Here is a 25696-nt window from a genome sequence, read left to right as displayed (position 1 = left end):
CCCGTCAATATGTAAGACGAGGCCGGCCCCAAAATGGAACCGGCCTTGTGAAAGATCATAGATGTTACTTTTCTTTTTTGGATTGGTCCGTAGTTTCATAAGCATCCAATATACGCTGGACTAACGTATGTCGCACGACATCAGCCTGCTTAAGATAAATAAACCCAATGTCTTCAATATTCTTTAAAATACCAATGGCTACCTTCAATCCTGATTGTTGACCTCTTGGAAGGTCAATTTGCGTTAAATCTCCGTTTACTATCATTTTTGAACCAAATCCAAGTCTCGTTAAAAACATCTTAATTTGCTCTTTTGTAGTGTTTTGAGCTTCGTCTAAAATAACAAAGGCATCTTCCAGCGTTCTTCCTCGCATATAGGCAAGAGGTGCAACTTCTATGGTTCCTCTTTCCATTAGACGAGCAGTATGCTCAACACCAAATATATCATGAAGAGCATCATAAAGCGGACGAAGATATGGGTCAACCTTTTCTTTTAAATCTCCTGGAAGAAAACCAAGGCTTTCCCCTGCTTCTACAGCAGGACGTGTCAGAACAATACGTTTAACATGTCCTTCTTTCAAAGCGTTCACTGCCATGACCACTGCAAGATAGGTTTTTCCGGTACCGGCAGGCCCAATACCAAAAACCATATCACGCTGTCGAATCGCTTGAATATACTCTTTCTGTCCAAGGGTCTTAACCACAATAGGTTTTCCCTTGGAGTTAACTGCTATCTTCTCCTGATAGAGATCAAGCAGCTGATCTAACTGCCCGGCCTGCTCAAGTTGAATAGCATAAACCACGTCTCTCTCAGAGACATTTACTCCCTTGCGTATCAATTCCACTAATGCTTCAAGTACATTTGAAACCAGACCTGCTTCCTCTTTCGTGCCGGCAACCATTAACGACTCTCCTCTGGTAATGAGCGTGACGTCTAGCTTTTCTTCTATACGCTTTAAATGTACATCACCAGGTCCAAATAACGCTTGAGCTTCATTACTATCTTTTACATCAAGCTGGATGACTTGTTTTTCCGTCAATATTCTCAATCCCCTTGAATGATCGGTGCTTCCGATGTAATATCTTCAATTACCTGATAGTGAATTACTAATTTCACTTTACCATTCTCTTCAATTTCGTGCAAAACTTTTTCCCCAATTATTTCCGCATCCTCTGGAAGCCTTGAATGTAATTCATGCCTGCCCATGATTTCAGCAACTTTTGATGCTTCTTCCTTGCTGTTTTCCTTTATAATCTGCTCTGTCTCCCTATATTTTATTTTTTGCCATGAGAAGGGAAGATTAAAACCTTTTATTGTTATTGTTGATTGATTTTTTTCTTCTTTCGCATTTTCAAATGCCTCTTTGCTTGTAAACCCCCACAAAGGGATGTCCACATCGAATGCTGTAATAAGGTACTTTCTTTTTTCCTCTCCTGTCAGCCCTTCCATGACAACTTTTTTTGGAACCTCCACCTCAGCCTTGTACCATATTTCTCCTAGAATCTGGCCTTTCGCTGCTACCAGGCTTGTGTATTCTCCCTTTCCAACAAATCCAGATACAAGCATATCCCCTTTGTTTACAAAGTCGTTTGGCTTTACCTGAGCCTGTCCGTGTTCAACAAATATATCGTGAACGACTGCTTTCTTTTTAGCAACCAAATGTCTTGGATTCACATATTGTGCTTCTTCAGGCAGAGTTTGCTCAACAACGTGAAAATGGTAGGTTGTGCCTTTGACTTCGACTCCTATCCATGTTGCTTCTTCAATGCCATTTGTGACTTGCAGCTGCAGTTCTTCAGGAGAGGGAAGTGTAAATTGAAACGCTCCCCTGGTGACTCCTATCTCTTCTGTCAACTTTCTTAATTCATGCTCTACTTGAGGGGAAGCCCCGTCAATTTGAACGTCCCATACCATATTTGATAATAAATACAGCAAAACTACAAATAAGCATGCTCCTGCAGTAAATCCCAGCCTTCTTCTGAACCATTGAAGCAAAAAAGGCAGCCCTTCTCTTTTTTGAAATTGGAAGCGGCACTCTGTTTCTTTTGCTATTTGTCTTAAATGCTTAATGTCCTTTACATTAACTTGACATGTTATCATCTCGTTGCCTGCTTTTGTAACAGACCAGACAGGAATACTGCGGTGCAGACAGCTGTTGATAAACCTCTCAGGGTGAAGACCCTCTACCTTAATCACAACCGTGCCGTTCCATTTCCTCTCTATCCATTGATTTTTCATTAGCGCTCCCCACCGTTTTGTTCAGTAATATATGTTACCTTATCTATTACTCCCTCTAACAACAGTTCTTCTGGAAGGATTGACTTAATCACAAACTCTTTCCCTTCTACCAAAAGCTCTCCCTGTGTTAAGCGGAGGCGGATTTGTGTCTTGGTAAAGTGGAGCACCCCGCGATGATTTTCTATATATAAATGCAGCTGACCAATCATAGTTATACGCGGAACGTCCATTAACACATCGGCAGGAAGGTCCATCTCTCTTGTAAGCCACTGTTTGAATGTCTGCTTCCATCGTTTCATGGTCCCCTCGCCCTCCTCTTCCACCATACTTATGTAAAAAAAACAGGACCTAGCACAATTATTAAACTGAGAGGGGATTTTCCTGCCCGGTTGTTGTGATCCCGCTTTTTTTTGTATATCGAAAGCAGAGAATAAAAAAAAGAAGCTAAGTCACTCGACTTAGCTTCTTCTCTGGCGTCTATAAAGAGATGCACTTCGATGGGGTTGATTTGCCCTTGGTTTCCCTAAAACCTCAGACCAAATCACGCCTTGCATAGCTTCTTTTTTGGAAATACGGCTGAATTGAAGATCCACCTTCGATTTTTGAGAAGAAGGGGAAGAAAGTTCATTTCCGAAAATAGGAGAATCCGAAATTTCACCTATTTTTTCTTCTGCTTGTTTCTTTCTACGCTGTATTTCTTCCAATCGCTGTTCATACTCACTTTTAGCATTTCGGGTCTCTTCCTCAACGCCTGCAGGATCTGAAGCAGCCGTTCGGCTGCCCTGCTGAGGACCTGAAGAACCGCCCGGGGGGGTAGGACGAGGGGAAGGCTGACCTCGTCCCGGATCATTTTCTTCCTGCTTGAAAATTTCTTTCCAATCTATTTCCCCCTGCTTGCGCTGCTCTCCCTGCCCTTGTCCTCTTTGTTGGTTCCCTCCACCCTGCCTGGAGATCATGCTGATGATTCCCCCGACAATTAAGAGAATAATAAAGAGGTTTGCAAAAATAAATTCTATGATCGCTTCCATATCCTCACCTCATTGCCCTTTCAGGGAAGGTGCTGCCCAACTTAGTAACGGCGATTTCCGCTATTAGAATCGCCGGAAGATGAGTTATTATCATCTTCTCCAGTTGCTTTACCGATATTTTCTCTCATGTCAGTATCGGCCATGACATTTTGGATATTCATATAATCCATTACGCCAAGGTTACCGGATCGAAGCGCTTCCGCCATAGCAAGAGGTACCTCTGCTTCAGCTTCCACAACTTTTGCACGCATTTCTTCAACGCGGGCTTTCATTTCCTGCTCATGAGCTACCGCCATTGCACGACGCTCTTCGGCCTTCGCTTGAGCAATTTTCTTATCTGCTTCAGCTTGGTCAGTCTGCAATTCAGCTCCAATATTTTTGCCGATATCAATGTCCGCGATATCAATGGAGAGAATTTCAAAAGCTGTCCCAGAATCCAACCCTTTAGACAATACTGTTTGTGAGATCCGATCTGGGTTTTCTAATACATCTTTATGTGCCTCTGAGGAACCAATCGTGGAAACGATCCCTTCCCCAACCCTTGCAATAATTGTTTCTTCACCAGCACCACCGACAAGACGGTCTATGTTTGCACGCACAGTGATACGCGCCTTAGCTTTCACTTCAATTCCATCCATTGCCACACCGGCAATAAAAGGTGTTTCAATTACTTTAGGGTTAACACTCATTTGAACGGCTTCTAGAACATCTCTTCCAGCAAGATCAATGGCTGCACAACGCTCAAAAGTCAGTTCAATGTTTGCTCTTTGTGCAGCAATTAACGCATTGACCACCCGATCCACGTTACCCCCAGCCAGGTAATGACCTTCTAATTTGTTCAGGGTAATCTTCAGCCCTGCTTTTTCTGCCTTGATCAGCGGGTTAACCACTCGCGCAGGGATTACCCGGCGGAGCCTCATTCCTACTAATTGAAAAATACCGATTTTTACGCCGGCTGCAAGTGCCGAGATCCAAAGCATTACTGGCACGAACGTAAATAGAACGGCTAATGCAATGATGACAAGAGCCACTACGATTAATAATGATAACTCTACTGGCATTTTCTTTCCTCCCAACTAAAATACAATTTATTCCTCGTCTTTCAACTCTCTTACCACAACACGTGAACCCGAAGTGGCGACTACCTTAACTTTCCTGCCCTGTTCAATATATCCTCCTTCCGACACAACGTCAAGGCGTTCATTGTTCATTACTACAGAACCTGACGGCCTTAATGGAGTTAACGTTCTTCCTGTCTGATTGATCAGCTCTTCTCTTGTAACACTTGAAATATAGCCTTCTTCCGTAGTCGTAGAATCATGTAATACCATTTTTTTCATTGGCCCTCTTTGACCAAAAAACTTAAAGAGCACTATAGCTGCTATGGCTGCCACTGCTACTGCAATCAAGATAGAAACAAGTATGTTGAATGTGGAGAACGAAGCAAGGATCATTCCACCAATCATTGAAGCAATACCAAGGATCCCAAATATCCCAAATCCGGGCACAAATATTTCAATAAGCATCAAAATGATTCCCGCCCCAAAAAGAATAAAGGTTTCCATCCCGGCAAAACCTGCAAACATATGGCCGAAAAAGAACAAGAGAAGCGCGGATATTCCCATAATCCCAGGTATTCCAAAGCCGGGAGAGTATAGCTCCAGTATGAGCCCTAAGCTTCCCATGGATAGTAAAATAGGGATAACAACTGGATGAGTTACAAACCGGGCCAGCTGTTCAGAAAAAGATACGTCCATTTCTTTTGCCACAACGTCTTCGATGCCCATCCATTCAACTACCTCTTCACGATTGGAAGCTACAGCTTCAGCATACCCTACCTCCAATGCTTCCGAAGCAGTGAGGCTCAGTAAATCCCCTTCCGGTGCCCTGTAATCAGGAAGGTCTACACGGGGATCGGCCATTGCTTGTGCATAAAGAGGATCTCTGTCGTTCAACTCTGCTGCACTAATCATGTTGGCTACCCAGGCAGACTGAGCCTTATCATCAGCAGCGTTGCCGGTTCCGTCTATTACCTGGGCAGCGCCCATTCTAGAACCTGGACTCATGACTATATGATCAGCATTCAATGAAATATAAGCTCCGGCTGACATTGCTTCTCCTGTAACAAAAGCAATAAGGGGAGTATCTGTTCCTTGAAGAAGATTAGCAATATTTCCTGCGGCATCAACGGCCCCGCCAGGAGTGTCGATTTCAAGCACGATGAATTCTGCCCCTTCTGCTTCTGCATCTTCAATGGATCGTTGTAAGAAAGCCTCTAATCCTCGTTCAACAGTCTGCTCTACTGGGATAAAATAAACAATTGGCCCTTCCTCATTTTGCTCCTCGTCTTCTGCCCATAAGCTTGCCGCCGGGTAAAAGAGTGCAGTCGCAATAAGAAGGAGATATATAAACAAACGAAGCATTTTAAACATATTTTCCCCTCGCTTTATCGCCATCACAAAGTTGTGTTATGACTCTTATTAACCTTACTATAATTTAATCATGAACAAAGCCTGTTCACAAGAAACTAGTAAGGCATTTTAGTGTCTCTACGGCTGACAGCAGATATTGTTTCACTTTATTATTAGATTGGGTATGAATAAAGGAAGTATGTGTCTCTAGATAAAAAAATTCATAAAACAGAAAACGAGGATGTGAAGGCATCGGAATCCTATCTTTTCAATATAGCACAAATGATACTTCATCTTTAAAAAAAGGCACCTCCATGGTGGAGATGCCTTTTTATTTTATTTTAAGATAACTGCTTCTGCACGAGTTGATTTACTTTGCCGCCATCTGCTTTGCCTTTTACTTTCGGCATGATGGCTCCCATGACCTTTCCCATATCGGCTTTGGTGCTGGCACCTACTTCATCAATTGTTTCCTTTATGACCGTTTCCAGCTCCTCATCAGAGAGCTGTTCAGGTAAATAGTCAGACAGGATTTCAATCTCGAGTTTCGCTTCATCTGCTAAATCATTTCTTCCTGCTTTTTCAAACTCATGGAGGGAATCTTTCCGTTGTTTCACTTCACGGTTCAAAACTGAAAGAGCATCCTCTTCACTAAGTTCTTTGCCTAACTTGATTTTTTCATTTTGCAAAGAAGATTTGACTCCGCGAATAACAGAAAGCCGTTTCTTTTCCTTTGCCTTCATGGCAGATTTCATATCTTCATTCAAGCGTTCCATGAGTTCCAATGATTAGCACCTCTCTTAAAACTTACGCTTTCTAGCCGCTTCAGATTTTTTCTTACGCTTAACACTAGGCTTTTCATAATGCTTGCGTTTACGAACTTCACCCATTGTGCCTTCTTTAGAAACCGTCTTTTTAAAGCGACGAAGAGCGGCGTCAATGGACTCATTCTTGCGAACACGGGTCTCAGCCATTTGATTCCCTCCCTCCGGACAACCAATACCACCAATAAACTCTAAAGAGTTTTTTTAGCAGAAACACCACTAAAATGTGATTGGATAGTTTATCAAAGTATAAAACAAAATGATATAAAATGCAATCATATGTCTACTATTTATTTCAGAAGCAGACTGTATTATTTTATACTGATTCACCAAGCATGACAAGCCTTTTCCTATCATAAAAATGAAAAGGAAGGGAGGATCTCATGTTTGATTGGGTGACGACACTATTTGTTTATATAGGAATTTTCCTATTTGGTATTGCTCTTTTGCGTACAGGATTAAATAATGCAGCAAAAAATAAGATAGAAAAACTGCTGCAAAAAGGGGTCTCCTCTCCTTTATCAGGCCTTATTTTAGGAACTGCTGTCACTGGGATTCTGCAAAGCAGTTCCGCAGTGATTGTCATGACTGTTGGTCTTGTTTCAGCGAAAATTCTAACTTTTCGCCAGTCTATCGGCATTATTCTTGGTTCAAATATCGGTACATGCCTCACCCTGGAGATGCTCGCCTTTTCAGTTGAGGAGATGGGCTGGATACTTTTGCTGGCAGCGGCTGTTTTGCTTATATTGCCTTCAGACAAAACCTTTCATCTTGGTACTGTATTGTTTGGTTTAGGCTGCGTTTTTGTTGCCATGCACAGCTTAAAAAATATAGGGCCTATGGTTTCCACTATGCCCTATTTTACGGATCTTCTCTCTCAGGCAAACGACCATTTGCTATGGGCTCTGGCAGCAGGAAGCAGTTTGTCTGCCATTATTCAATCAAGTACAGCTTCTACAGCGCTCATGATGACAGCCCTTGGTTCTGAATGGCTTACGCTGGACACGCGTATTACGGTAATGCTCGGCGCTAACATTGGCACATGCATGACTGCACTATTAGCAGCCCTACTTTCGTCAAAGGAAGCGAAATTAACCGCTCTTGCACATCTTTGGATTAACATAGCTGGTGTATTGGTTTTTATTCCGATTCTTCAGCCCTTTACCACTATTGTAACCTATTTAAGCCCGGATCCATCTGTACAGCTCGCTCATGCTGCTACACTGTTTAACGTACTGACTTCTATGCTGTTTCTCCCTTTTGCCTACAGAATTGCCCAGCTTATAGAATTCTTTCATAATGGATTGTTTAAACGCCTTTAACTTATCGGGCTCACAGTTTGTTTGAGTACTCGCACCTGCGAGTGCTCAAACATATAAGAGGTATCGTTAATAGTCTTTGCTGTCCCCACTCGTATTGGTCACGATAGCCACTCCAGAACTTGTCCCGATTCTGTCAGCACCTGCTTCTGCCATTTCAAGAGCTGACTTGTAATTTTTTACCCCTCCGCTTGCTTTTACTTTTGCTTTATTTCCTACTGCTTCTTTCATTACCTTGACATCGGCCACGGTAGCACCGCCCCCGGCAAATCCTGTAGAGGTCTTAACAAAATCAGCTCCTGCTTCAACAGCAAGTCTGCAGGCTCTTGTCTTCTCCTCTTCCGTTAACAGCACTGTTTCAATGATAACCTTGGTAAGAGCTTTTCCTTCGGCGGCCTCTACAACTGCAAGTATGTCTTTTTTTACCGCTTCATCTTCCCCCGCTTTTAAAGCTCCTATGTTGATTACCATATCTACTTCCTCAGCACCTCTTTTAATGGCATCCTCCGTTTCAAAGGCTTTCGTCTCTGAGGTAGAAGCGCCTAAAGGAAATCCTATCACCGTACAAACTTTCACCTCTGTTCCTGTTAATATCTCATAAGCTGTTTCTACCATAGCAGGATTCACACATACAGAAGCAAACTTGTGCTCTTTTGCCTCTTTTGCAAGGTCAATCACTTGTTCTTTAGTGGTTTCTGGTTTTAACAATGTATGGTCTATCATGGATGCTACGTTTATAGCCATATTTTCCACCCTTTCTGAATCTGAATTGTATCTTGTTATGTACTTCATTACCCTATCATATTTTCCTTGAAAGAAAAAACGTCATACCAAGGCACACAGACTGTCTGATTGTTTTCAAAGGTTTGTTTTGATGAGTACATCCATATCCTTTGTCAAAGACAAACACCCCAAACGTTAGGTTTATTACATCTAACATTTGGGGTGCAGCACCGTCTTATATCATTATAATAGATCTTTCCTTCTATAAGTGAGAGAGATGTTGTCTCTACCTGTTGTATGACGCTCTTTCATATGAAACTGTGCTTTATCCGGAAATCGTTTCAGGAGACACTTCACTCAATACCCTCACAAATTCACCTTCATTATATGGGTAGCCTGCTTTGATAATTTTCACCTTGACGAGCTTCCCGATCAAATCTTCAGTACCTGCGAACTTCACTTTCATATAATTATCGCTGTACCCTGTCAAAAGGCCGCTTTCTGGATTTTCTTTGTCCCTTTCTTCCGGGATGACCTCCAGCACTTCCCCTTCAAAACCTGAAGCATACTCTTTTGCCAGTTGATTAGACAGCTCAATCAAGCGATGGACACGGGTGTTTTTGATTTCCTCATCAACTTGATCGTCCATTCTTGCTGCTGGTGTTCCTGTCCGCTTTGAGTATGGAAACACGTGCAGTTCTGAAAACTTATGGGTTGAAATAAAATCGTATGTCTCCTGAAATTCTTCTTCTGTTTCTCCTGGAAAGCCAACAATAACGTCGCTCGTTACTGCAAGATCCGGAAGCACTTCTTTGAGTCGGTTTAACCTTTCCCCGAAAAATTCCATCGTGTACTTACGACGCATTCTTTTCAGTACAGTGTTAGACCCTGACTGAAGAGGTATATGAAGGTGATTTACAATCTTATTGGACTGATCAATCACCTCGATTACTTCGTCAGTAATCTGGCTTGCTTCAATGGAAGAAATGCGAATCCTTTTTAGCCCTTCCACTTTTTCAAGCTCCCGAAGTAAATCAGCAAGATTGTATTCTTTTAAATCTTCCCCGTACCCGCCAGTATGGATACCTGTTAAGACGATTTCCTTATAGCCGGCCTCCACAAGCTGTTTTGCCTGTGTAATAACATCTTCGGGGTTTCTGGAACGAAGCAGACCTCTAGCCCATGGGATAATGCAGAATGTACAGAAATTATTACAGCCTTCTTGAATCTTTAATGAAGCCCTTGTACGGTCTGTGAAAGAAGGAACTTCAAGTTCTTCATAAACGCGGGCTTTCATTATGTTTCCTACTCCATTGATCGGCTCACGCTCTTTCTTGAATTCCTCTATATAAGAAAGCATTTTTTTCCGGTCCTGAGTTCCAACTACAATGTCAACACCAGGAATATCCATTATTTCTGCCGGTGATGTCTGTGCATAGCAGCCTGTCACACAAATAATAGCTTCAGGATTTCTGCGTATGGCGCGTCGGATCACCTGGCGGCTTTTTTTATCCCCTGTATTTGTAACCGTACAGGTGTTGATAACATAGACATCGGACCGCTTTTCAAATTCTGCTTTCTCATAACCTTCTTCTTTAAACAACTGCCAAATTGCCTCAGTTTCATAGTGATTTACTTTACATCCTAATGTATGAAAAGCCACAGTTGGCATCTTCTTCACCTCGATATTTCAAAATGATACGAAATGGCTGATAAAATATATAATGGAGCCGTTTCACTTCTTACGATTCTCGGTCCCAGACTGACAGATAAAAATCCGTTTTTTTCAGCTTCCGCAGCTTCCTGGGGAGAAATTCCGCCTTCAGGACCGATAATAACAAATAAAGATTCCCCTTGTTTTACTTCTTGAAGGGCGCGAAACAGCACAGGATGCTTTCCTTCTTTTGCAGTCTCTTCATAAACAAGAAGCTTGTGGGCAAACTGCTTCCCTGTTTCTATAATCTCCTTGAATGTATGGTGGCCTTTTACTACAGGCATATAGTCTCGATGAGATTGTTCAGCTGCCTCTTTTGCTATCTTTTCAAGACGTTCCAGCTTTTTTGGTTCTTTTTTATCATCCCATTTTACCACAGAACGCTGAGCAGCAAAGGGGTAAAAACAGGAAGCACCCAGCTCCGTCCCTTTTTGGACGACCGTCTCTACCTTATCTCCCTTGGATAATCCATAAGCTATATGCACATTGACTGGAAGTTCATGGTTTACATTCAGCTGCTCAATGACCTTTGCTGTCACTTTTTCTTTGGAAAGCTCATTAAGCTCACACCTTGCTGAAAAACCGTCATTATCATTGCAGATAATCTGATCGCCAGGTTCCATGCGCATAACCTTTGAAATATGCTTTACATCCTCACCGGTTATAGTGACGACACCATCTGAAACGGCTTCTTTATTCACGAAGTATCTTTGCATGCCATCCTCCACATATTGACGATTATTGCCGAATTTATTTTACGATGTTTTAGCTATAAAAGCTACCCAATCTTCAAGCTCTATGGTTTCTTTAATTTCAAAGCCGCTGCTCTCAAGTTTGTTTTTTACTTCATCCTTCTTTGCAGCTATGATGCCTGACGTAATAAAAGTACCTCCCGGCTTAATAACCTTTCGGGCATCCTCAACCATGCGAATGATAATCTCTGCCAAAATATTTGCTACGACCACATCGTACTGTTCATCAATTGTTTTAAGAAGATTATTCTGTCTGGCAGATACAATGCTGTCTACTTTATTCACCTGAGCATTTTCCTGTGCAATGCTTACTGCCATATCGTCCACGTCAAGGGCTGTGACAGACGAAGCACCAAGCTTGGCTGCTGCTATGCTAAGAACTCCGGAGCCGGTTCCAACATCAACTACCGTATTGTTTTTCTTCACTTCTTTTTCCAGTGCCTGCAAACAGAGAACTGTAGTAGCGTGCGTGCCTGTGCCAAAGGCCATGCCAGGGTCCAGCTCAATAATATGTTCGTTTGCATCAGGCGTGTAATTCTCCCATGTAGGAACAATAGTGATCGTCTCTGTAACCTTGACTGGCTTATAGTATTTTTTCCATTCATTGGCCCAATCTTCCTCATCAACTTCGGACAATTCAATTTTACTGCTCCCGGCATCTATCCCATAATCCGTGAGCCCATTAATCTTCAATTTTATCTCTTCTATTGTCTCTTCCAATTTGTCATTTAGAGGAAAATATGCTTTCAGAACTGCACCTTCTGCAGGGTAGTTGGAAGGAGAAAGAGCAAAAATTTCATCTTCTGCCCCCTCCCATTTTTTTGTTAAGTCGGCAGTATCCTCTATCACCACGCCACTTGCTCCACTATCATTTAAAATACTTGATACCGGCTCGATTGCTTGTGGAGTCGTATGCACACTGCATTCCATCCATTTCATTATTATCAACTCCATATTTGCCCAGGATTATCAAAAGAAAATTCAAAGTGTCCTGGGGAATTCAGCACAGCTTTATAATAAAGAAAAATGCGGGCTCTCCCTTAAAACGCATGACGTTAAAGAAAGAGTGTTCCGCTTTTTCTTTGCTATCCATTTTCTGTTTAAAAGGCCTTTGTTTAGGTCTTGTAGTTGAATTTTGTTAAAAGACACTCCCTTATACTAAAGGGCAAGCTTCAGCTTTCTCGGGAAAAACCACCTTCGTGAACTCCGGCTCATGCCTAATACTCTCCCCGTAGGAACAACTTTTAAAAACTCAACCTTCCCCTTTCACAAAGCCTTTACTCTCCTCGAAAAGCTCTTTTTACTTTTGCGAAGAAATTATCATTTTGCTCATCGGCATGTGCATCACCGCTTATCTCTGAAAACTCTCTAAGCAGTTCCTTCTGCTTTTCTGTAAGCTTCTTTGGAGTAACAACCTGTACCTTCACAAATTGATCCCCGTATCCGCGGCCGTGAACGTTTGGCACTCCTTTTCCCCGGAGCCTAAATTGCACGCCGGACTGCGTGCCAGCAGGGATTTTCTGCTTGACTCTTCCATGAAGAGTCGGCACTTCAATTTCATCCCCCAAAGCTACCTGGGTAAAGGTGAGAGGCATATCACAGTATATATCGTCGCCGTCACGCTTAAAGAATTCATGGGGACGGACATTAAATACTACATAAAGATCCCCGGAAGGACCGCCATTTTTCCCGCCTTCTCCTTGACCGGCTACCCGGATTTGCTGGCCGTGATCCACGCCTGCCGGAACCTGGATATTGATCTTCTTGCGTCTGCGGACCTTACCTGCTCCACCGCAAGTGTTACATTTATCCTTGATTGTTTTGCCCGTACCTTCACATTGATCACATACTCTTCGGTTCACGACTCGTCCAAACGGTGTGTTCTGTTCAATGTTAAGCTGGCCGGCTCCGCCACATTTTGAACAGGTTTCTGGCTTGGTTCCCGGCTTTGCTCCAGAGCCAGAGCATGTATTACATGCTTCTTCCCTAGGAATCTCAATTTCGGTTTCTTTTCCAAATACAGCTTCTTTAAATTCAATCGTCATCGTATACTGCAAATCGGCTCCTTGGCGTGGTGCATTAGGATCCCGTCTTCCTCCTCCTCCGCCAAAGAACATATCGAAAATATCCCCAAAACCGCCAAAGTCTCCAGCTCCGCCTGCTCCTCCAAACCCCTGGTTAGGATCTGCATGGCCGAAACGGTCATAATTGGATTTCTTTTGAGGATCGCTTAACGTATCATAAGCTTCCTTAACCTCTTTGAACTTCTCTTCCGCATCTGGTTCTTTGTTTACATCCGGGTGATATTTACGGGCGAGCTTTCGATATGCTTTTTTCACTTCATCAGTAGATGCTTCCTTACTGACACCTAGAACTTCGTAGTAATCTCGTTTACTCATTCCTCAACACTCCCGTATTCTATTCCATAACGCTAATCATATCATTCTAACAAAAAGCCAATCAACCTGCTTAAAGGATTAGCCAGGTTTCCCTTTTGTGTTTGAATCTGCTAAGCGTCATGATACCTGAAAAAAGTCAAAGCCAAGAGACCCTGACTTTGACTTTTTACTTTTTCTATTTCCAGGATATTATTTATTGTTTTTATCGTCGTCGTTTACCTCTTCGTAATCTGCGTCTACTACATTGTCGTCTTGCTGAGCTCCGTCTGCTCCCTGCTCTCCTTGAGCTTGCTGGGCTTGCTGAGCAGCTTGCTCATACAACTTGGTAGACAGCTCCTGCACTACTTCTTGCAGTTCATCCTTAGCAGATTTAATCGCTTCAACGTCTTCTCCTTCAAGAGCAGTCTTAACTTTTTCCTTTGCGGCTTCCGCTTTATCAATTTCAGCCTGCTCAACGTTGTCGCCAAGATCCTTCAATGTTTTTTCAGTAGTGAAGACAAGCTGGTCTGCTTCATTTCTTACTTCCACTGCTTCTTTACGCTTTTTATCTTCTTCAGCATTTTCTTCGGCTTCCTTAACCATATTTTCGATTTCTTCATCAGAAAGGCCAGAAGAAGAAGTGATCGTGATAGACTGTTCTTTATTTGTTCCTAAATCTTTGGCACGGACATTAACAATACCGTTGGCATCAATATCAAATGTTACTTCAATTTGCGGCACGCCACGAGGAGCCGGAGGAATATCCGTCAATTGAAAACGTCCTAACGTTTTGTTATCCGCTGCCATTTCACGCTCACCTTGAAGAACGTGAATATCTACTGAAGGCTGGTTATCAGCAGCTGTTGAGAATACTTGAGATTTACTTGTTGGAATTGTTGTATTTCTTTCAATCAGTTTTGTATTTACTCCACCCATTGTTTCAATTCCTAAAGATAAAGGAGTTACGTCCAGAAGAACTACGTCTTTTACATCGCCGGAAAGCACCCCTGCCTGCACAGCAGCACCAAGAGCAACGACTTCATCAGGGTTTACACCTTTGTGTGCATCTTTTCCTGTCAGCTTTTTAATTTCTTCTTGTACAGCCGGAATACGAGTGGAGCCTCCGACTAAAATGACTTTGTCGATCTCAGATGCGCTCAAGCCTGCATCTTGCATTGCACGGCGGGTAGGTCCCATTGTTCTTTCAACAAGGTGGGAAGAAAGCTCTTCAAACTTCGCACGAGTCAATGAAAGCTCTAAATGTTTTGGACCGCTTGAATCAGCAGTAATAAACGGCAATGAAATTTGTGTCTGTGATACTCCGGAAAGGTCTTTTTTCGCTTTTTCAGCTGCGTCTTTTAAGCGCTGCATAGCCATTTTATCCTGTGAAAGATCAATCCCGTTTTCTTTTTTGAATTCAGCCACTAAATGATCAATGATGACTTGGTCAAAGTCATCTCCGCCCAGCTTGTTATCGCCAGATGTAGATTTAACTTCGAAAAATCCATCGCCAAGCTCTAGAACAGATACGTCAAATGTTCCGCCGCCAAGATCATAAACTAAAATGGTCTGATCTTCTTCTTTATCAAGACCGTATGCCAAGGAAGCAGCTGTCGGTTCATTAACAATTCTTTCTACTTCAAGTCCGGCAATTTTCCCTGCATCCTTTGTTGCCTGGCGCTGAGAATCATTGAAATATGCCGGTACAGTAATAACTGCTTTTGTTACCTCTTCGCCAAGGTAGCTCTCCGCGTCGTTTTTAAGCTTCTGAAGGATAATTGCAGAAATCTCCTGAGGAGTATATTCCTTGCCTTCTGCTTCTACTTTGTAGCCTGTGCCCATGTGACGCTTGATGGATTGGATCGTATTTGGGTTTGTAATGGCCTGGCGTTTTGCTACTTCTCCTACTTGACGCTCACCATCTTTGAAAGCCACTACAGAAGGAGTCGTTCGATTCCCTTCCGGGTTCGGGATAACTGTCGCTTCTCCACCCTCCATAACTGCTACACATGAGTTTGTTGTTCCTAAGTCAATTCCAATTACTTTACTCATTTTTATTCCTCCTGTCCATTTTCATCTATGTAATTATGCATTCACTTTAACCATTGAAGGCCGAATAATACGGTCCTTGAGCTTATAACCCTTTTGTAATTCTTCCACGATCTCATTTGTTTCAAACCCTGCTTCTTCTACTTGCATTACAGCCTGGTGAAGGTTAGGGTCAAACTGTTGGCCCTCTGTTTGGATAACTTCTACTCCTTCGTTCTCAAGAGCTTCTTTGAGCTGGCTGTACACCATGTTCATCCCTTGAAGCAGAGATTTCGCTTCTTCTCCATCAGGTTCAATTTGAAGAGCTCTTTCAAAATTATCAAGAGCAGGGAGTAGAGATTCCACTAAACTTTGAGCCTTATACTTGGCTGCTGTTTCTCTTTCTTCCTTAACTCTTCTACGGAAGTTATCAAGGTCTGCTTGGACACGCAATGTCTTGTTCTTCCATTCATTTACTTCATTTTCAAGCTGGATGAGGCGGTTGTCTTCCTGTTCTTCACCAGCATCATCTACTTTAAAGCCATCTTCAGCAGTCTCCGCTTCTTCTAATGGCTGCTCTTCCTCTTTTTCTTCATTGACATTTTGTTGTTCTTCTTTGGCCACTAGGTTCACCTCCTGTTGTGCTTACCTCTATCATTTCTCTGAATAAACAAGCGTCTTTTCATAAAGGAATGGGAGAGAGAACTCTCCCATAACCAATTGATAATATTACCATTAAGGACCTTTATGATACAAGTCAGTAAGAACTTTGGTTAAGTCTCTTGACAAATGATCCAATAATCCAATAACACGTGGGTATTCCATTCTTGTAGGCCCGAGAATACCAACTGTTCCCACTGGCTTTCCCCCTATGGAATAAGTGGCCGTAATGATGCTGCAGTCTTCAAATGCAGCTATATTATTTTCCTGGCCTATCTTCACTGTAATTCCATTATGCGAGGCGCGAAGCAAGCGATTTACAGACTCGTCTTGTTCCAGGAACTCAAGGAGAAGACGTGCTTTTTCTACATCCTTAAATTCAGGCTGTCCCAATAAGTTGGTTTTCCCACCATAAAAAACTTTCTCAGGTTTTCCTGTCTGCAGGGACCCTTCTAAAAAGGAAAGGACACTCTTATAGTTGTCTACATTATTCTTCAGAACATCCGCTACCTCGTGCATCAGCTTTTGTTTCATTTGAAACAACGGAACTCCTTGCAGCCGTTCGTTCAAAATGTTAACTACCTTTTCAAGATCTGAATTGTTCAGACTCTCTGGAAGTGTTACTGAATGCTTTTCCACATGCCCCGTATCTGTAACTAAAATGGCGATCGCAGTTTCATCACTTAATGGAATAATCTGCAAATGCTTTAACTTCGTATCAAATACTTCCGGGCCAAGGACGATTGAAATGTAGCTTGTTAATTCTGAAAGAATTTGTGCAGATTGCTGAATAACGTGCTCTGTTTCGAAAATCTTTTCAGCAAAAAGTGCTTTAATATCTGTTAATTCCTCCGTAGACAAATGGTGCGGCATGAGGAGGTGGTCCACATAATATCTATATCCCTGATGGGAAGGAATCCTTCCTGAGGAGCTATGAGGCTTTTCTAAAAAACCAAGCCCTTCAAGGTCTGCCATTTCATTTCTAACGGTAGCCGGACTGTATCCAACGTCCTCCCTTTTTGAAATGCTACGGGAACCAACGGGTTCTGCAGATCGTATATAGTCATTTATAATTGCCTGTAAAATAAAGAGTTGTCGTTTCGTCAACATCCCCTTCATCACCTCTGTTAGCACTCATTCATTACGAGTGCTAAATCTAATGTTAAATTATCAAATGCCTCTCTTTTTGTCAACGATGACCCTTCTTAATTTTATCAAATTAGGAGAAACCTTTCGAACACTTCGTTCCCTAACAGCTTACCTCTTTGTGTTAACCTTATCGTTTCCATCTCATTTGTGATTAAATCTTCTTCCTCCAAGGAAGAAAGCTGACGAGAAAAGACTTCCTCTATTGATTTCTGATATTTTCTCAAAAAACGCTGTTTATCCACGCCTTTATCCATTCTCAGTCCCATAAACATTTCCTCTTCCATTTTCTCTTGGAGAGTAACGTTATGCCTTTCTTTAATTGGAAGGTTCTTCTCTTGTACAGCCGATAGGTAATGTCGCAAAGGGCCGATGTTTGCATATCGGACTCCTGCTAAGTAGCCATGGGCCCCTGCTCCAAATCCGTAGTATTCTTCATTTGCCCAATACGTTTGATTATGGAGGCTTTCATAGCCTTCTTTAGCAAAATTGCTGATTTCATAGGGATGAAGAAGTGAGCGATTCATTTGATGCAAGAGAATCTCATACATTTCTGCTTCATCATCCTGAGGAACGAGTGACAGTTTTCCTTTTCTCATCATGTTATGAAAGATTGTCTTCTCTTCAATCTTTAGAGAGTAGGCAGAGACATGTGGAAGGTTGAGAGCCACTGTTTTTAAAATACTTTCTCTCCACTGCTCTATCGTCTGATTTGGGAGTCCAAACATTAAATCAATGGAAATATTACTAAAGCCGTTTTTCTTAGCTTCTTCTATTGTAAAATAAACATCTTTTTCACGGTGAGTGCGGCCGATTGCTTTTAGTAAGTCATCATCAAAGCTCTGAACTCCCAGGCTTAAACGATTTATACTGTACTGACTCATTACCTTCAGCTTCTCAGCATCCGCCCCTCCTGGATTTATCTCCACAGTATATTCCTTTACAGGCTGACCAGAAAGCATTTTATCTACCGCTCTTAACAGTTTATCCAACTGGGCCGAGGACAATGCTGTAGGAGTGCCTCCTCCGATATAAACGGTTTCAATCTGCTCAGGAGGCTGTGATAAAAACACCATTTCTATTTCGGTAATCAGCGCGTCAATGTAAGCATCAACTGGCTGATTTTCAACATATACCTTGTTAAAGTCACAATAAAAACAAATATGCTCACAAAAAGGAATATGAATGTATATTGATTTTGCCATACCTCTTAAACGCTTCCTTTGCTCATTAGTATTTTCTGATTTGGAAAAGCCGCAGGGTTTCCCTGCGGCAAGTGGCCTTACTTCTTATTGCTGTCGTCCATTTTCAGAACGGACATAAATGCTTCTTGAGGAACGTCAACCTTCCCGACACTTTTCATTCGCTGTTTTCCTTCTTTTTGCTTTTCCAGCAGCTTCCGTTTTCGAGAAATGTCGCCCCCGTAACATTTTGCAAGCACGTTTTTCCGCATGGCCTTAATTGTATTTCGGGCGATGATCTTGTTTCCAATACTCGCTTGAACTGGGACTTCAAACTGCTGCCTTGGTATCAATTCTTTCAATTTATCCACAATCGCTTTTCCTCTTTCATAAGCAAAATCCCGGTGGACAATAACCGATAAAGCGTCAACTGTTTCCCCGTTTAACAAAATGTCCATTTTTACAAGCTTGGAGGTCTTATAACCAATCAGCTCATAATCAAAAGAAGCATAGCCTTTCGTACTTGACTTCAGCTGATCAAAGAAATCATACACAATTTCGGTTAAAGGTATTTCATATACAATATTAACGCGGTTCTCATCCATATACTGCATATCAATAAAGTCGCCTCGTTTCCCTTGGCAAAGCTCCATGACTGCACCTACATACTCATTAGGGACCATAACCGTTGAACGGACATACGGCTCTTCCACACTGTCAATCTTTTGCTGGTCAGGCATTTTGGATGGATTATCAATTTCAAACACTTCTCCATCTGTTAAGTACACATGATAATTAACACTTGGAGCTGTTGTAATTAGATCAATACCATATTCTCTTTCAATTCTTTCCTGGATAATTTCCATATGAAGGAGCCCAAGAAAGCCGCAGCGAAAACCGAACCCAAGCGCCTGTGAGGTCTCTGCCTCAAATTGCAGAGAACTGTCGTTTAACTCAAGACGTTCCAGGGCATCTCGAAGGGGATTGTAATTGTTGGCATCAATCGGGTAAAGACCGCAGAAAACCATAGGGTTCATCCGCTTATACCCAGGGAGCGGCTCGGCAGCAGGTGAGTGTACATGGGTAATCGTATCCCCCACCCTGGAATCGCCAACGTTTTTAATGGCAGCCGTAATAAATCCAACGTCTCCGACCGTTAATTCATTACAGGCAACCGGTTTGGGTGTAAAAACCCCCACTTCCGAAACTTCAAACTCCTTACCGGTTGCCATCATTCTAATTTTCTGTCCGGGCTTTACCGTGCCTTCTACAATCCGGACATAAGCAATGACTCCCCGGTATGTATCATATAAGGAGTCAAAAATCATGGCCTGAAGGGGCGCCACTGGATCTCCTTCAGGAGGCGGTACCTTTTCTACAATCTGGTCAAGAATATCATCAATTCCAATGCCGCTCTTCGCAGATGCCAAAACCGCATCAGAAGCATCAAGACCAATAACATCTTCAATTTCCTGCTTTACTCTTTCTGGCTCTGCACTTGGAAGATCAATCTTATTGATAACAGGAATAATCTCCAAATCGTTATCCAGCGCAAGATAAACATTGGCAAGAGTCTGGGCTTCGATCCCCTGAGCAGCATCTACAATTAAAAGAGCTCCTTCACAAGCTGCCAGGCTTCGGGAAACTTCGTATGAAAAATCGACGTGGCCTGGTGTATCAATCAAATGAAAAATATATTCTTCTCCGTCCTTATGCTTGTGCTTAAGCTGGACGGAATTCAACTTAATCGTAATGCCTCGCTCTCTTTCAAGATCCATCGCATCAAGCATCTGGTCTTTCATTTCCCGCTGGCTTAACGCACTGGTGGATTCTAAAATACGATCGGCAAGAGTGGACTTGCCGTGATCAATATGAGCGATAATGGAAAAATTCCGTATTCTCTGCTGTCTTTCTAACTTTTCTTCCTTCTTCACTATAAATCACTCCCATGGTGGAATGAGCTCTTTGTCTCTATGTACTAAAGCACGATCAACCCGCTCTTTTCGGAAAGACTATCCTTTATTATAACAACCGCCCGTATTATATTCAATTGCTTGCCATGAAACTTTCTGTCCTGTTCCCTAATAGGAAATTATTTTCCTTTTTGTGTAAAAAAAAGACTCTCATTGTCCTGTGACATTGAGAGTTTTTCCTAATTTAGAGAAAAAGTTAACGGATCCTCTTTCCGCTACTTCTTCTTGCTTTTGTGTCAGGTCATCTGTGATTACTTGTCTTTCTATGCTTTTTTTCTCTTCCTTCTGTTCTCTTTCCTTCTTGGCTTGTTCGATCACAACCAATTCCCTTTCGTACTCGGCTATCTCTTTAAACTGTTCGTGCGCGTGATAATGCCCTACGAGCATTCCACTGATGAACAAGAGAGTGATAATTAACAGCCCGGCAATAATTTTCAAATTAATCATCTCCTTGTGAATCTACTTCCTCTCCATCCCAGTAAAATTCACTAATTACCTCGGCCATAATATCCGTTGAACGATAGACCTCGTCGAGGGAATTCTCAATTCCTCCCATTTCGATTAAAATCGATCGTTCCGAAAGGTCCTGATTATACCTGCCGTTGGAGCCGCCGCCGCCTTTCACAAGGACCCCCCGGCTTAATCCCGGGTAAGATTTCTCTAAACGGTTATGGAGATCTTTAGCCATGGCTAAATTCTTCTCATAATTGGCATGATTTTCACCAATGACAAAAAAGGTTCGTGCATACACTTCTCCATTGATCGTGATTGTCGTAATGTCACGGGGTTGTGAATCTCGATGAATTTCAAAAAACATGTCCAGTTTTTCATTTTCAGCGATCGCTTCTTTTACCAGGTCTCTTGAAACGTCATAGGATTGAGGAAAGTCAAGTCCCTGTTCCTGAAGCATAGCTTCGATATCGCTTGTATCTACATCGGTTTTTATTCCCCGCTTTTCTAATGCTTCTCCAAGCTTTTCACCGACTTTGGTGATGTTAACATCCGGATGAAATGCAATCTGTGTCCCCTCTTCAAGCTCAGGCAGAAATGATTCACGGCTGTGGGAGTGAATGATATGGGCGACCGCTTCCTCCCCAGGCTCTCGTACCGATTCAGGAGTCTCTTTCGTTTTTTCTGTTTCATTCATCGCGACTTCAGAGGCTTCCCGCTCTTCCATTAATACTTCCATTGGAGGAGCTGACTCAATTGGCATGGTTGTAAAATCAGTTCCTTCCCCTGCTACTACAATCCGGCCATCAAATAAAGCAAATCCAGGAAGCTCTCTCCCTAAAAACGTTCTAGGATCCTCAAAGTTTACACTGGTCATCATCTCAAAAGCCATAGCTGAAAAGGAAGGCGATGAGTGCCCCTCCGGGAGTGCTTGTCCAAAGTAAACATTTTCCATAGAAAGAAATTCAACAAGGACATCATTATGGACCTTATTTGTCCATCCATGAACAGCTGTTGATGAAAAATGCTTATTATGCTCAAAAGAGGTTAACATTGCAACCAAAATAAAAGTCATCATTAGGCCACACACAACAAAAAGGATAAAGCTTTTAATGCTTGTCCGTTCCACAGCAAAAATAGGATGGATACGCTGCTTTTTGAAATTTTTCATAACATCCCTCCCATAGCTTTATTTTATGTACTCATTCCTTTGCCGTAGAACAGATTTCTATTAAATTTTGATAGGTTGATCTCTACTATGTAGATAAGGCTTCCAATGAGTTCTTTTTCGTTAGACTCTAAGGGGGATGTTGATCTTATGAGTCAATTGTATTGTAGATAAACGGATAAATAGCATGATCCGAAGATCCCGCAGGGGGGTCCTGAGGAATCGCAGGCTCTGTCTGTATCGTGAACACGAATGAGGGGGATTGGTTTATCACGGGTCTGCCGGAATATCCAGAGGCTCAAGAAAACAGTGGCGCAAGGAGAAATCAAATTTTTATGGACAATAGGGAAGGAAAAGCAGGCATATAAAAAAGCATCTCTAAACAAAAAAACCTACTCTTGATTAATGAGAGTAGGTTCCAGTATTATCCTGATCAATTGATTTGTGTAAAGCAGCATTCAGACCTTCAGCAATAACATTGGCCATATCTTCCATAAAAACGTCTACTTCCTTTGGAGTAACCATCAGGTTATGGCCAAGAGGAGCAAGAACTTCCTGAATCAACTGTCTCTTTTCATTTTCCTCAAGGCTGCCAATCATCCCAAGAATAGATTCTCTTTTTTCTTTCTCCGGCATATCCTCGTCTGTGAATTCTTTCTTTTCACCAAAGGTCATCCCTGCTGGAGCTAACGACCTTGAAGGCCGATTGCCTTCTTTCATTTCTCTTCCCAGGTGCTTTAGCAAAAAGTCGATCGTATCGCTTGTAATGGAAACTGCATCCACAACAGTTGGAATGCCTACAGCTATAACTGGAATTCCCAGCGTTTCTTTACTAAGCTCTTTACGTTTGTTCCCCACCCCTGATCCCGGATGGATCCCTGCATCAGAAACCTGGATCGTCGTATTCACTCTCTCAATGGAACGAGAAGCTAAGGCGTCAATAGCTATCACAAAATCCGGCTTCGTTTTTTCTATAATTCCCATGATAATATCACTCGTTTCAATACCTGTAAGCCCCATCACACCAGGCCTGATCGCACTAATGGAGCGAAACCCCTCCTCCACCTGTTCAGGAGCCTCTTTAAACAAGTGCTTTGTTACAACAAGCTTTTCAACTACCATTGGCCCTAAGGCGTCAGGTGTTACGTTCCAGTTTCCAAGTCCTACTATTAGACAGCTGGCCGAATCCTCTACCCCGATATTATTTAAAAATGCGTTGAACTCCCTGGCAAAAATTCTCTCTAAATTTTTCTGGAGTTCTGTGTCTTTCTTTCTAATTCCCTGTGCTTCAAAAGTTAAATACTCTCCTGCCTTTTTTCCTATTCTCTCTGAGCCCTTACTGTCGATGGTTACATTTACCATTTTCACTCCATCTTCAGTTTTCTCTTTTACTATCACACCATTGATTTCCTTTGCGGGCTCTTTTGTACTCTGCTCCCTTTCCTTTACCATCTGTTCTGCTTCCATTGCCAGGTCCGTTCTTACAGAAAAGCGAGATAAATCTAGATCTTCACCCACTTCTATCCCCCCTTGTAAAATGATAGCCAAAAATATTTTGTTTATATTTTTCCTATCGTGTCCTGTTTTAGCCGTTTTATTCTTGTATTGCATAGGCTGCGCTTTTTTGGTAGAATCCATTATGTTGTATTGATTTAAAAAGAACCAATGGATCCCCATCAAGGAGGTGAAGTAAATGGCAAATATTAAATCTGCCATCAAACGCGTTGAGCTTAATGAACAACAGCGTGTGAAGAATCAAGCGTTCAAATCTGCTATGCGTTCTGCAGTTAAGGAATTCTACAAAAAAGCAGATAACAACGATGTTGAGGGAGCAAAAGAATTGTTCTTCCTTGCTACGAAAAAATTGGACAAAGCTGCAGGTCAGAATTTGATTCATACAAATGCTGCATCTAGAGAAAAATCTCGTCTGCAAAAGCGCTTAAACGAGATTGCTCAATAAATTTTTGAGTAACAATGCGAAAAAACGACTCACTGGAGTCGTTTTTGTTCGTATGTAGAGAAATCTTTACTTATACAAAAAAGCAAGGCTCCTAGCGGGGCCTTGCTTTTTTTGGCTCTTTTTTTAACTGGGTAATAAATAATTCCAAAATCAGCTTCTTGTCCATTTTACCCATTTTCATTTGATAATCCATTTCTGCCAGTTCCTTCAAAATAGAGGCCAGTTCTTTCTCGGAAAAACCCTTTGCCTGCTGTTCAGCCATTTTAACAGCATAAGGGTGGAGCTTTAAATGGCCTGCGATTTTTTGCCGGGAATACCCACGTCTGCTTAACTCTTTAATATGAAGAATAATTCGAAACTGACGGGCAAACAAGTTAAGGATCTTTACAGGCTCTTCATTCTGTTTTAAAAGGTCATAATAAATACGTAGTGCCTTCTCTGTCCGCCCATATACAACATTTTCTACCAAAGCGAATATATTTTCCTCCAACGTGCGTGCAATAAGCATTTCAACTGATTCTACAGTAATGGACTTGCTTTCTCCGGCATAAAGAGCCAGCTTTTGAAACTCAGAAGCAAGCTGCATCAAATCTCTGCCCGCCAGCTGAAGAAGCTTTTCCTTAGCCTCTAAAGGGAGGGACAGGTTCATTTCTTCTGCTTTCTCCTGAAGCCATTTTGCTTTTAATTGATCGTCAAATGAATCTGCCTGGAGTACTTCTCCACCGCTTTTTAATTTCTTCACTAACTTTTTTCGTTCATCAAGCTTGGCATACGGAGCGATGATAATAAACAAGGTTTCACGAGGCGGGTTTTCTATGTATTCTTCGAGCACTTTCAGGTTATGTTCTACCTTATCTTTACCTTTTGCTCCCGTTAAAAACGAAGCATTTTTTACAATCACCACACGACGGTCACCAAAAAAAGGAAGGGTCTGCCCTTCTTCTACAGCTGAATCGACAGGCTGTTCCTGCATATCATATACCGAGAGGTTAAAATCCCTTTCTTCATCGGTCAATGCCTTGCTAAGAAGCTGCTGTGTAATTTCATCTATTAAGTAATGTTCAGTACCATAAAGCAAATACAAAGGAGCTAACTGTCCTTTTTTTATCTTTTCTTTCAGTTTTATATAAGACATACAGCTTCAGCCTCTTTAGTTGATTTTTCTTATCATGCATACCTGTATAAAACAAGGCAGGACAAGAATATTTATTTTTATACTATCTTTTCTACTCTTATTTATCAATCATAACTTAAAGGACTCCACCTTTCTCAGGAGGAGTCCCATTCAGTAAGTAAAAGGAAAGTACCAGCACGGAAAGGCGGCACTTTCCATTTATGATAAACGTTAAGAAAAAGACCTAGGAACCCTCTTTCTTAACGGTTGAGCGTTCTTTCTTTCTCTCTTATGGTATCCTATGCGGCAGCAAACTATAGGTGACAACTCTTTACAATCAGGGGAATACACTCCTTCCTGTGTTATATTCTTCAATCAGACTTGTCCTGGAGCTTTCAATGAGGGAAATTCTGTTTGTGAATTTAGTGAACGTTATGGATTTTTAAAATAGCTTCGCTTATACTAAAATGTGTACGAGGAGGGATTAAATATGAATCATTTTGAAAAAGATGTTCAAAGTAAGCGGAATGACGCTATTGATTCAGCTGTTGGATTTATTGTTTCATTTGTATTTTTTACCCTTATCTTTGTTGTGGCCACGGTCGTTGAAGTGGTTGGCAACCTGTAAG

The 25696-nt window shown here is 41.9% G+C and carries 25 protein-coding genes; 3 read left to right on the top strand and 22 right to left on the bottom strand.

What is annotated here, in order from left to right; all coding sequences use genetic code 11:
- Positions 1–64: 64 nt before the first annotated feature.
- The 8 genes from CEF17_RS03515 to rpsU form a co-directional block, all read right to left on the bottom strand.
- Positions 65–1042 carry a PhoH family protein gene (locus CEF17_RS03515; RefSeq protein WP_385941939.1) on the bottom strand — a complete coding sequence of 326 codons (978 nt, stop codon included), beginning with the start codon at positions 1040–1042 and terminating at the stop codon, positions 65–67.
- Positions 1043–1044: 2 nt separating this feature from the next.
- Positions 1045–2238, bottom strand: coding sequence for a sporulation protein YqfD (gene yqfD / locus CEF17_RS03510; protein WP_100398301.1), 1194 nt, complete (start codon positions 2236–2238; stop codon positions 1045–1047).
- Positions 2238–2537, bottom strand: a complete 300-nt coding sequence (gene yqfC / locus CEF17_RS03505; protein ID WP_054635481.1) for a sporulation protein YqfC — start codon at positions 2535–2537, stop codon at positions 2238–2240. The genes yqfD and yqfC overlap by 1 nt, the downstream gene beginning before the upstream one ends.
- A gap of 159 nt (positions 2538–2696) precedes the next feature.
- Entirely contained in the window at positions 2697–3266 is a 570-nt protein-coding gene (locus tag CEF17_RS03500; RefSeq protein ID WP_100398300.1) for a hypothetical protein, read from the bottom strand.
- A gap of 41 nt (positions 3267–3307) precedes the next feature.
- The gene (gene floA, locus CEF17_RS03495) at positions 3308–4327 is read right to left on the bottom strand and encodes a flotillin-like protein FloA (protein ID WP_054635483.1); all 1020 of its coding nucleotides are present in this window, start codon (positions 4325–4327) and stop codon (positions 3308–3310) included.
- Positions 4328–4354: 27 nt separating this feature from the next.
- Complete coding sequence (locus tag CEF17_RS03490) at positions 4355–5698, bottom strand: NfeD family protein (RefSeq protein WP_232725408.1); 1344 nt, start codon at positions 5696–5698, stop codon at positions 4355–4357.
- 320 nt (positions 5699–6018) lie between these two features.
- Positions 6019–6462 carry a GatB/YqeY domain-containing protein gene (locus CEF17_RS03485; RefSeq protein ID WP_054635484.1) on the bottom strand — a complete coding sequence of 148 codons (444 nt, stop codon included), beginning with the start codon at positions 6460–6462 and terminating at the stop codon, positions 6019–6021.
- Between the two features lie 15 nt (positions 6463–6477).
- A complete protein-coding gene (gene rpsU / locus CEF17_RS03480) occupies positions 6478–6651 on the bottom strand; it encodes a 30S ribosomal protein S21 (protein ID WP_054635485.1) in 174 nt (57 codons plus the stop codon).
- Between the two features lie 233 nt (positions 6652–6884).
- On the opposite strand from rpsU, the gene CEF17_RS03475 reads away from it, so the two are divergent.
- Positions 6885–7823, top strand: coding sequence for a Na/Pi symporter (locus tag CEF17_RS03475; RefSeq protein ID WP_100398299.1), 939 nt, complete (start codon positions 6885–6887; stop codon positions 7821–7823).
- A 66-nt stretch (positions 7824–7889) separates the two neighbouring features.
- On the opposite strand, the gene deoC is transcribed toward CEF17_RS03475, so the two are convergent.
- The 13 genes from deoC to gpr form a co-directional block, all read right to left on the bottom strand.
- Positions 7890–8564 carry a deoxyribose-phosphate aldolase gene (gene deoC, locus CEF17_RS03470; protein ID WP_100398298.1) on the bottom strand — a complete coding sequence of 225 codons (675 nt, stop codon included), beginning with the start codon at positions 8562–8564 and terminating at the stop codon, positions 7890–7892.
- Between the two features lie 304 nt (positions 8565–8868).
- Entirely contained in the window at positions 8869–10215 is a 1347-nt protein-coding gene (gene mtaB / locus CEF17_RS03465; RefSeq protein WP_100398297.1) for a tRNA (N(6)-L-threonylcarbamoyladenosine(37)-C(2))-methylthiotransferase MtaB, read from the bottom strand.
- Positions 10216–10220: 5 nt separating this feature from the next.
- Positions 10221–10973: a 16S rRNA (uracil(1498)-N(3))-methyltransferase gene (locus CEF17_RS03460; RefSeq protein ID WP_100398296.1), complete on the bottom strand. Its 753-nt coding sequence runs from the start codon at positions 10971–10973 to the stop codon at positions 10221–10223.
- Positions 10974–11012: 39 nt separating this feature from the next.
- Positions 11013–11948, bottom strand: coding sequence for a 50S ribosomal protein L11 methyltransferase (prmA, locus tag CEF17_RS03455; protein ID WP_100398295.1), 936 nt, complete (start codon positions 11946–11948; stop codon positions 11013–11015).
- Between the two features lie 338 nt (positions 11949–12286).
- Entirely contained in the window at positions 12287–13408 is a 1122-nt protein-coding gene (gene dnaJ, locus CEF17_RS03450; protein ID WP_100398294.1) for a molecular chaperone DnaJ, read from the bottom strand.
- 189 nt (positions 13409–13597) lie between these two features.
- Positions 13598–15439 (bottom strand): molecular chaperone DnaK, encoded by a 1842-nt coding sequence (gene dnaK / locus CEF17_RS03445; protein WP_100398293.1) that lies wholly within the window; start codon positions 15437–15439, stop codon positions 13598–13600.
- 33 nt (positions 15440–15472) lie between these two features.
- A complete protein-coding gene (gene grpE / locus CEF17_RS03440; protein ID WP_100398292.1) occupies positions 15473–16039 on the bottom strand; it encodes a nucleotide exchange factor GrpE in 567 nt (188 codons plus the stop codon).
- Between the two features lie 111 nt (positions 16040–16150).
- Positions 16151–17185, bottom strand: coding sequence for a heat-inducible transcriptional repressor HrcA (hrcA, locus tag CEF17_RS03435; protein WP_157842912.1), 1035 nt, complete (start codon positions 17183–17185; stop codon positions 16151–16153).
- 104 nt (positions 17186–17289) lie between these two features.
- Positions 17290–18426, bottom strand: a complete 1137-nt coding sequence (gene hemW / locus CEF17_RS03430; RefSeq protein WP_100398290.1) for a radical SAM family heme chaperone HemW — start codon at positions 18424–18426, stop codon at positions 17290–17292.
- Between the two features lie 77 nt (positions 18427–18503).
- The gene (gene lepA, locus CEF17_RS03425; protein WP_442857427.1) at positions 18504–20336 is read right to left on the bottom strand and encodes a translation elongation factor 4; all 1833 of its coding nucleotides are present in this window, start codon (positions 20334–20336) and stop codon (positions 18504–18506) included.
- Between the two features lie 189 nt (positions 20337–20525).
- Positions 20526–20822 (bottom strand): DUF3679 domain-containing protein, encoded by a 297-nt coding sequence (locus CEF17_RS03420; RefSeq protein WP_198508873.1) that lies wholly within the window; start codon positions 20820–20822, stop codon positions 20526–20528.
- Positions 20815–21996, bottom strand: coding sequence for a stage II sporulation protein P (gene spoIIP, locus CEF17_RS03415; protein WP_232725407.1), 1182 nt, complete (start codon positions 21994–21996; stop codon positions 20815–20817). Before spoIIP ends, CEF17_RS03420 begins: the two co-directional genes overlap by 8 nt.
- A 399-nt stretch (positions 21997–22395) precedes the next feature.
- Positions 22396–23511 (bottom strand): GPR endopeptidase, encoded by a 1116-nt coding sequence (gpr, locus tag CEF17_RS03410; protein ID WP_100398287.1) that lies wholly within the window; start codon positions 23509–23511, stop codon positions 22396–22398.
- Between the two features lie 175 nt (positions 23512–23686).
- Between gpr and rpsT the strand changes: the two genes are divergently transcribed.
- Positions 23687–23953, top strand: coding sequence for a 30S ribosomal protein S20 (gene rpsT / locus CEF17_RS03405; protein WP_054635495.1), 267 nt, complete (start codon positions 23687–23689; stop codon positions 23951–23953).
- A 91-nt stretch (positions 23954–24044) separates the two neighbouring features.
- On the opposite strand, the gene holA is transcribed toward rpsT, so the two are convergent.
- Positions 24045–25088, bottom strand: a complete 1044-nt coding sequence (gene holA / locus CEF17_RS03400; protein WP_100398286.1) for a DNA polymerase III subunit delta — start codon at positions 25086–25088, stop codon at positions 24045–24047.
- 469 nt (positions 25089–25557) lie between these two features.
- Here holA and CEF17_RS03395 point away from each other — a divergent pair, with 469 nt between their 5' ends.
- A complete protein-coding gene (locus tag CEF17_RS03395) occupies positions 25558–25695 on the top strand; it encodes a YqzM family protein (protein ID WP_083465272.1) in 138 nt (45 codons plus the stop codon).
- The last annotated feature ends 1 nt before the right edge of the window (position 25696 follow it).

Origin of the sequence: Bacillus sp. FJAT-44742 (genome assembly GCF_002797315.1) — a bacterium.
Lineage (GTDB): Bacteria > Bacillota > Bacilli > Bacillales > Marinococcaceae > Thalassorhabdus > Thalassorhabdus alkalitolerans.
The sequence above is the reverse complement of the archived record's forward strand: the minus strand, read 5'-3'. Positions and strand labels throughout refer to the sequence as shown.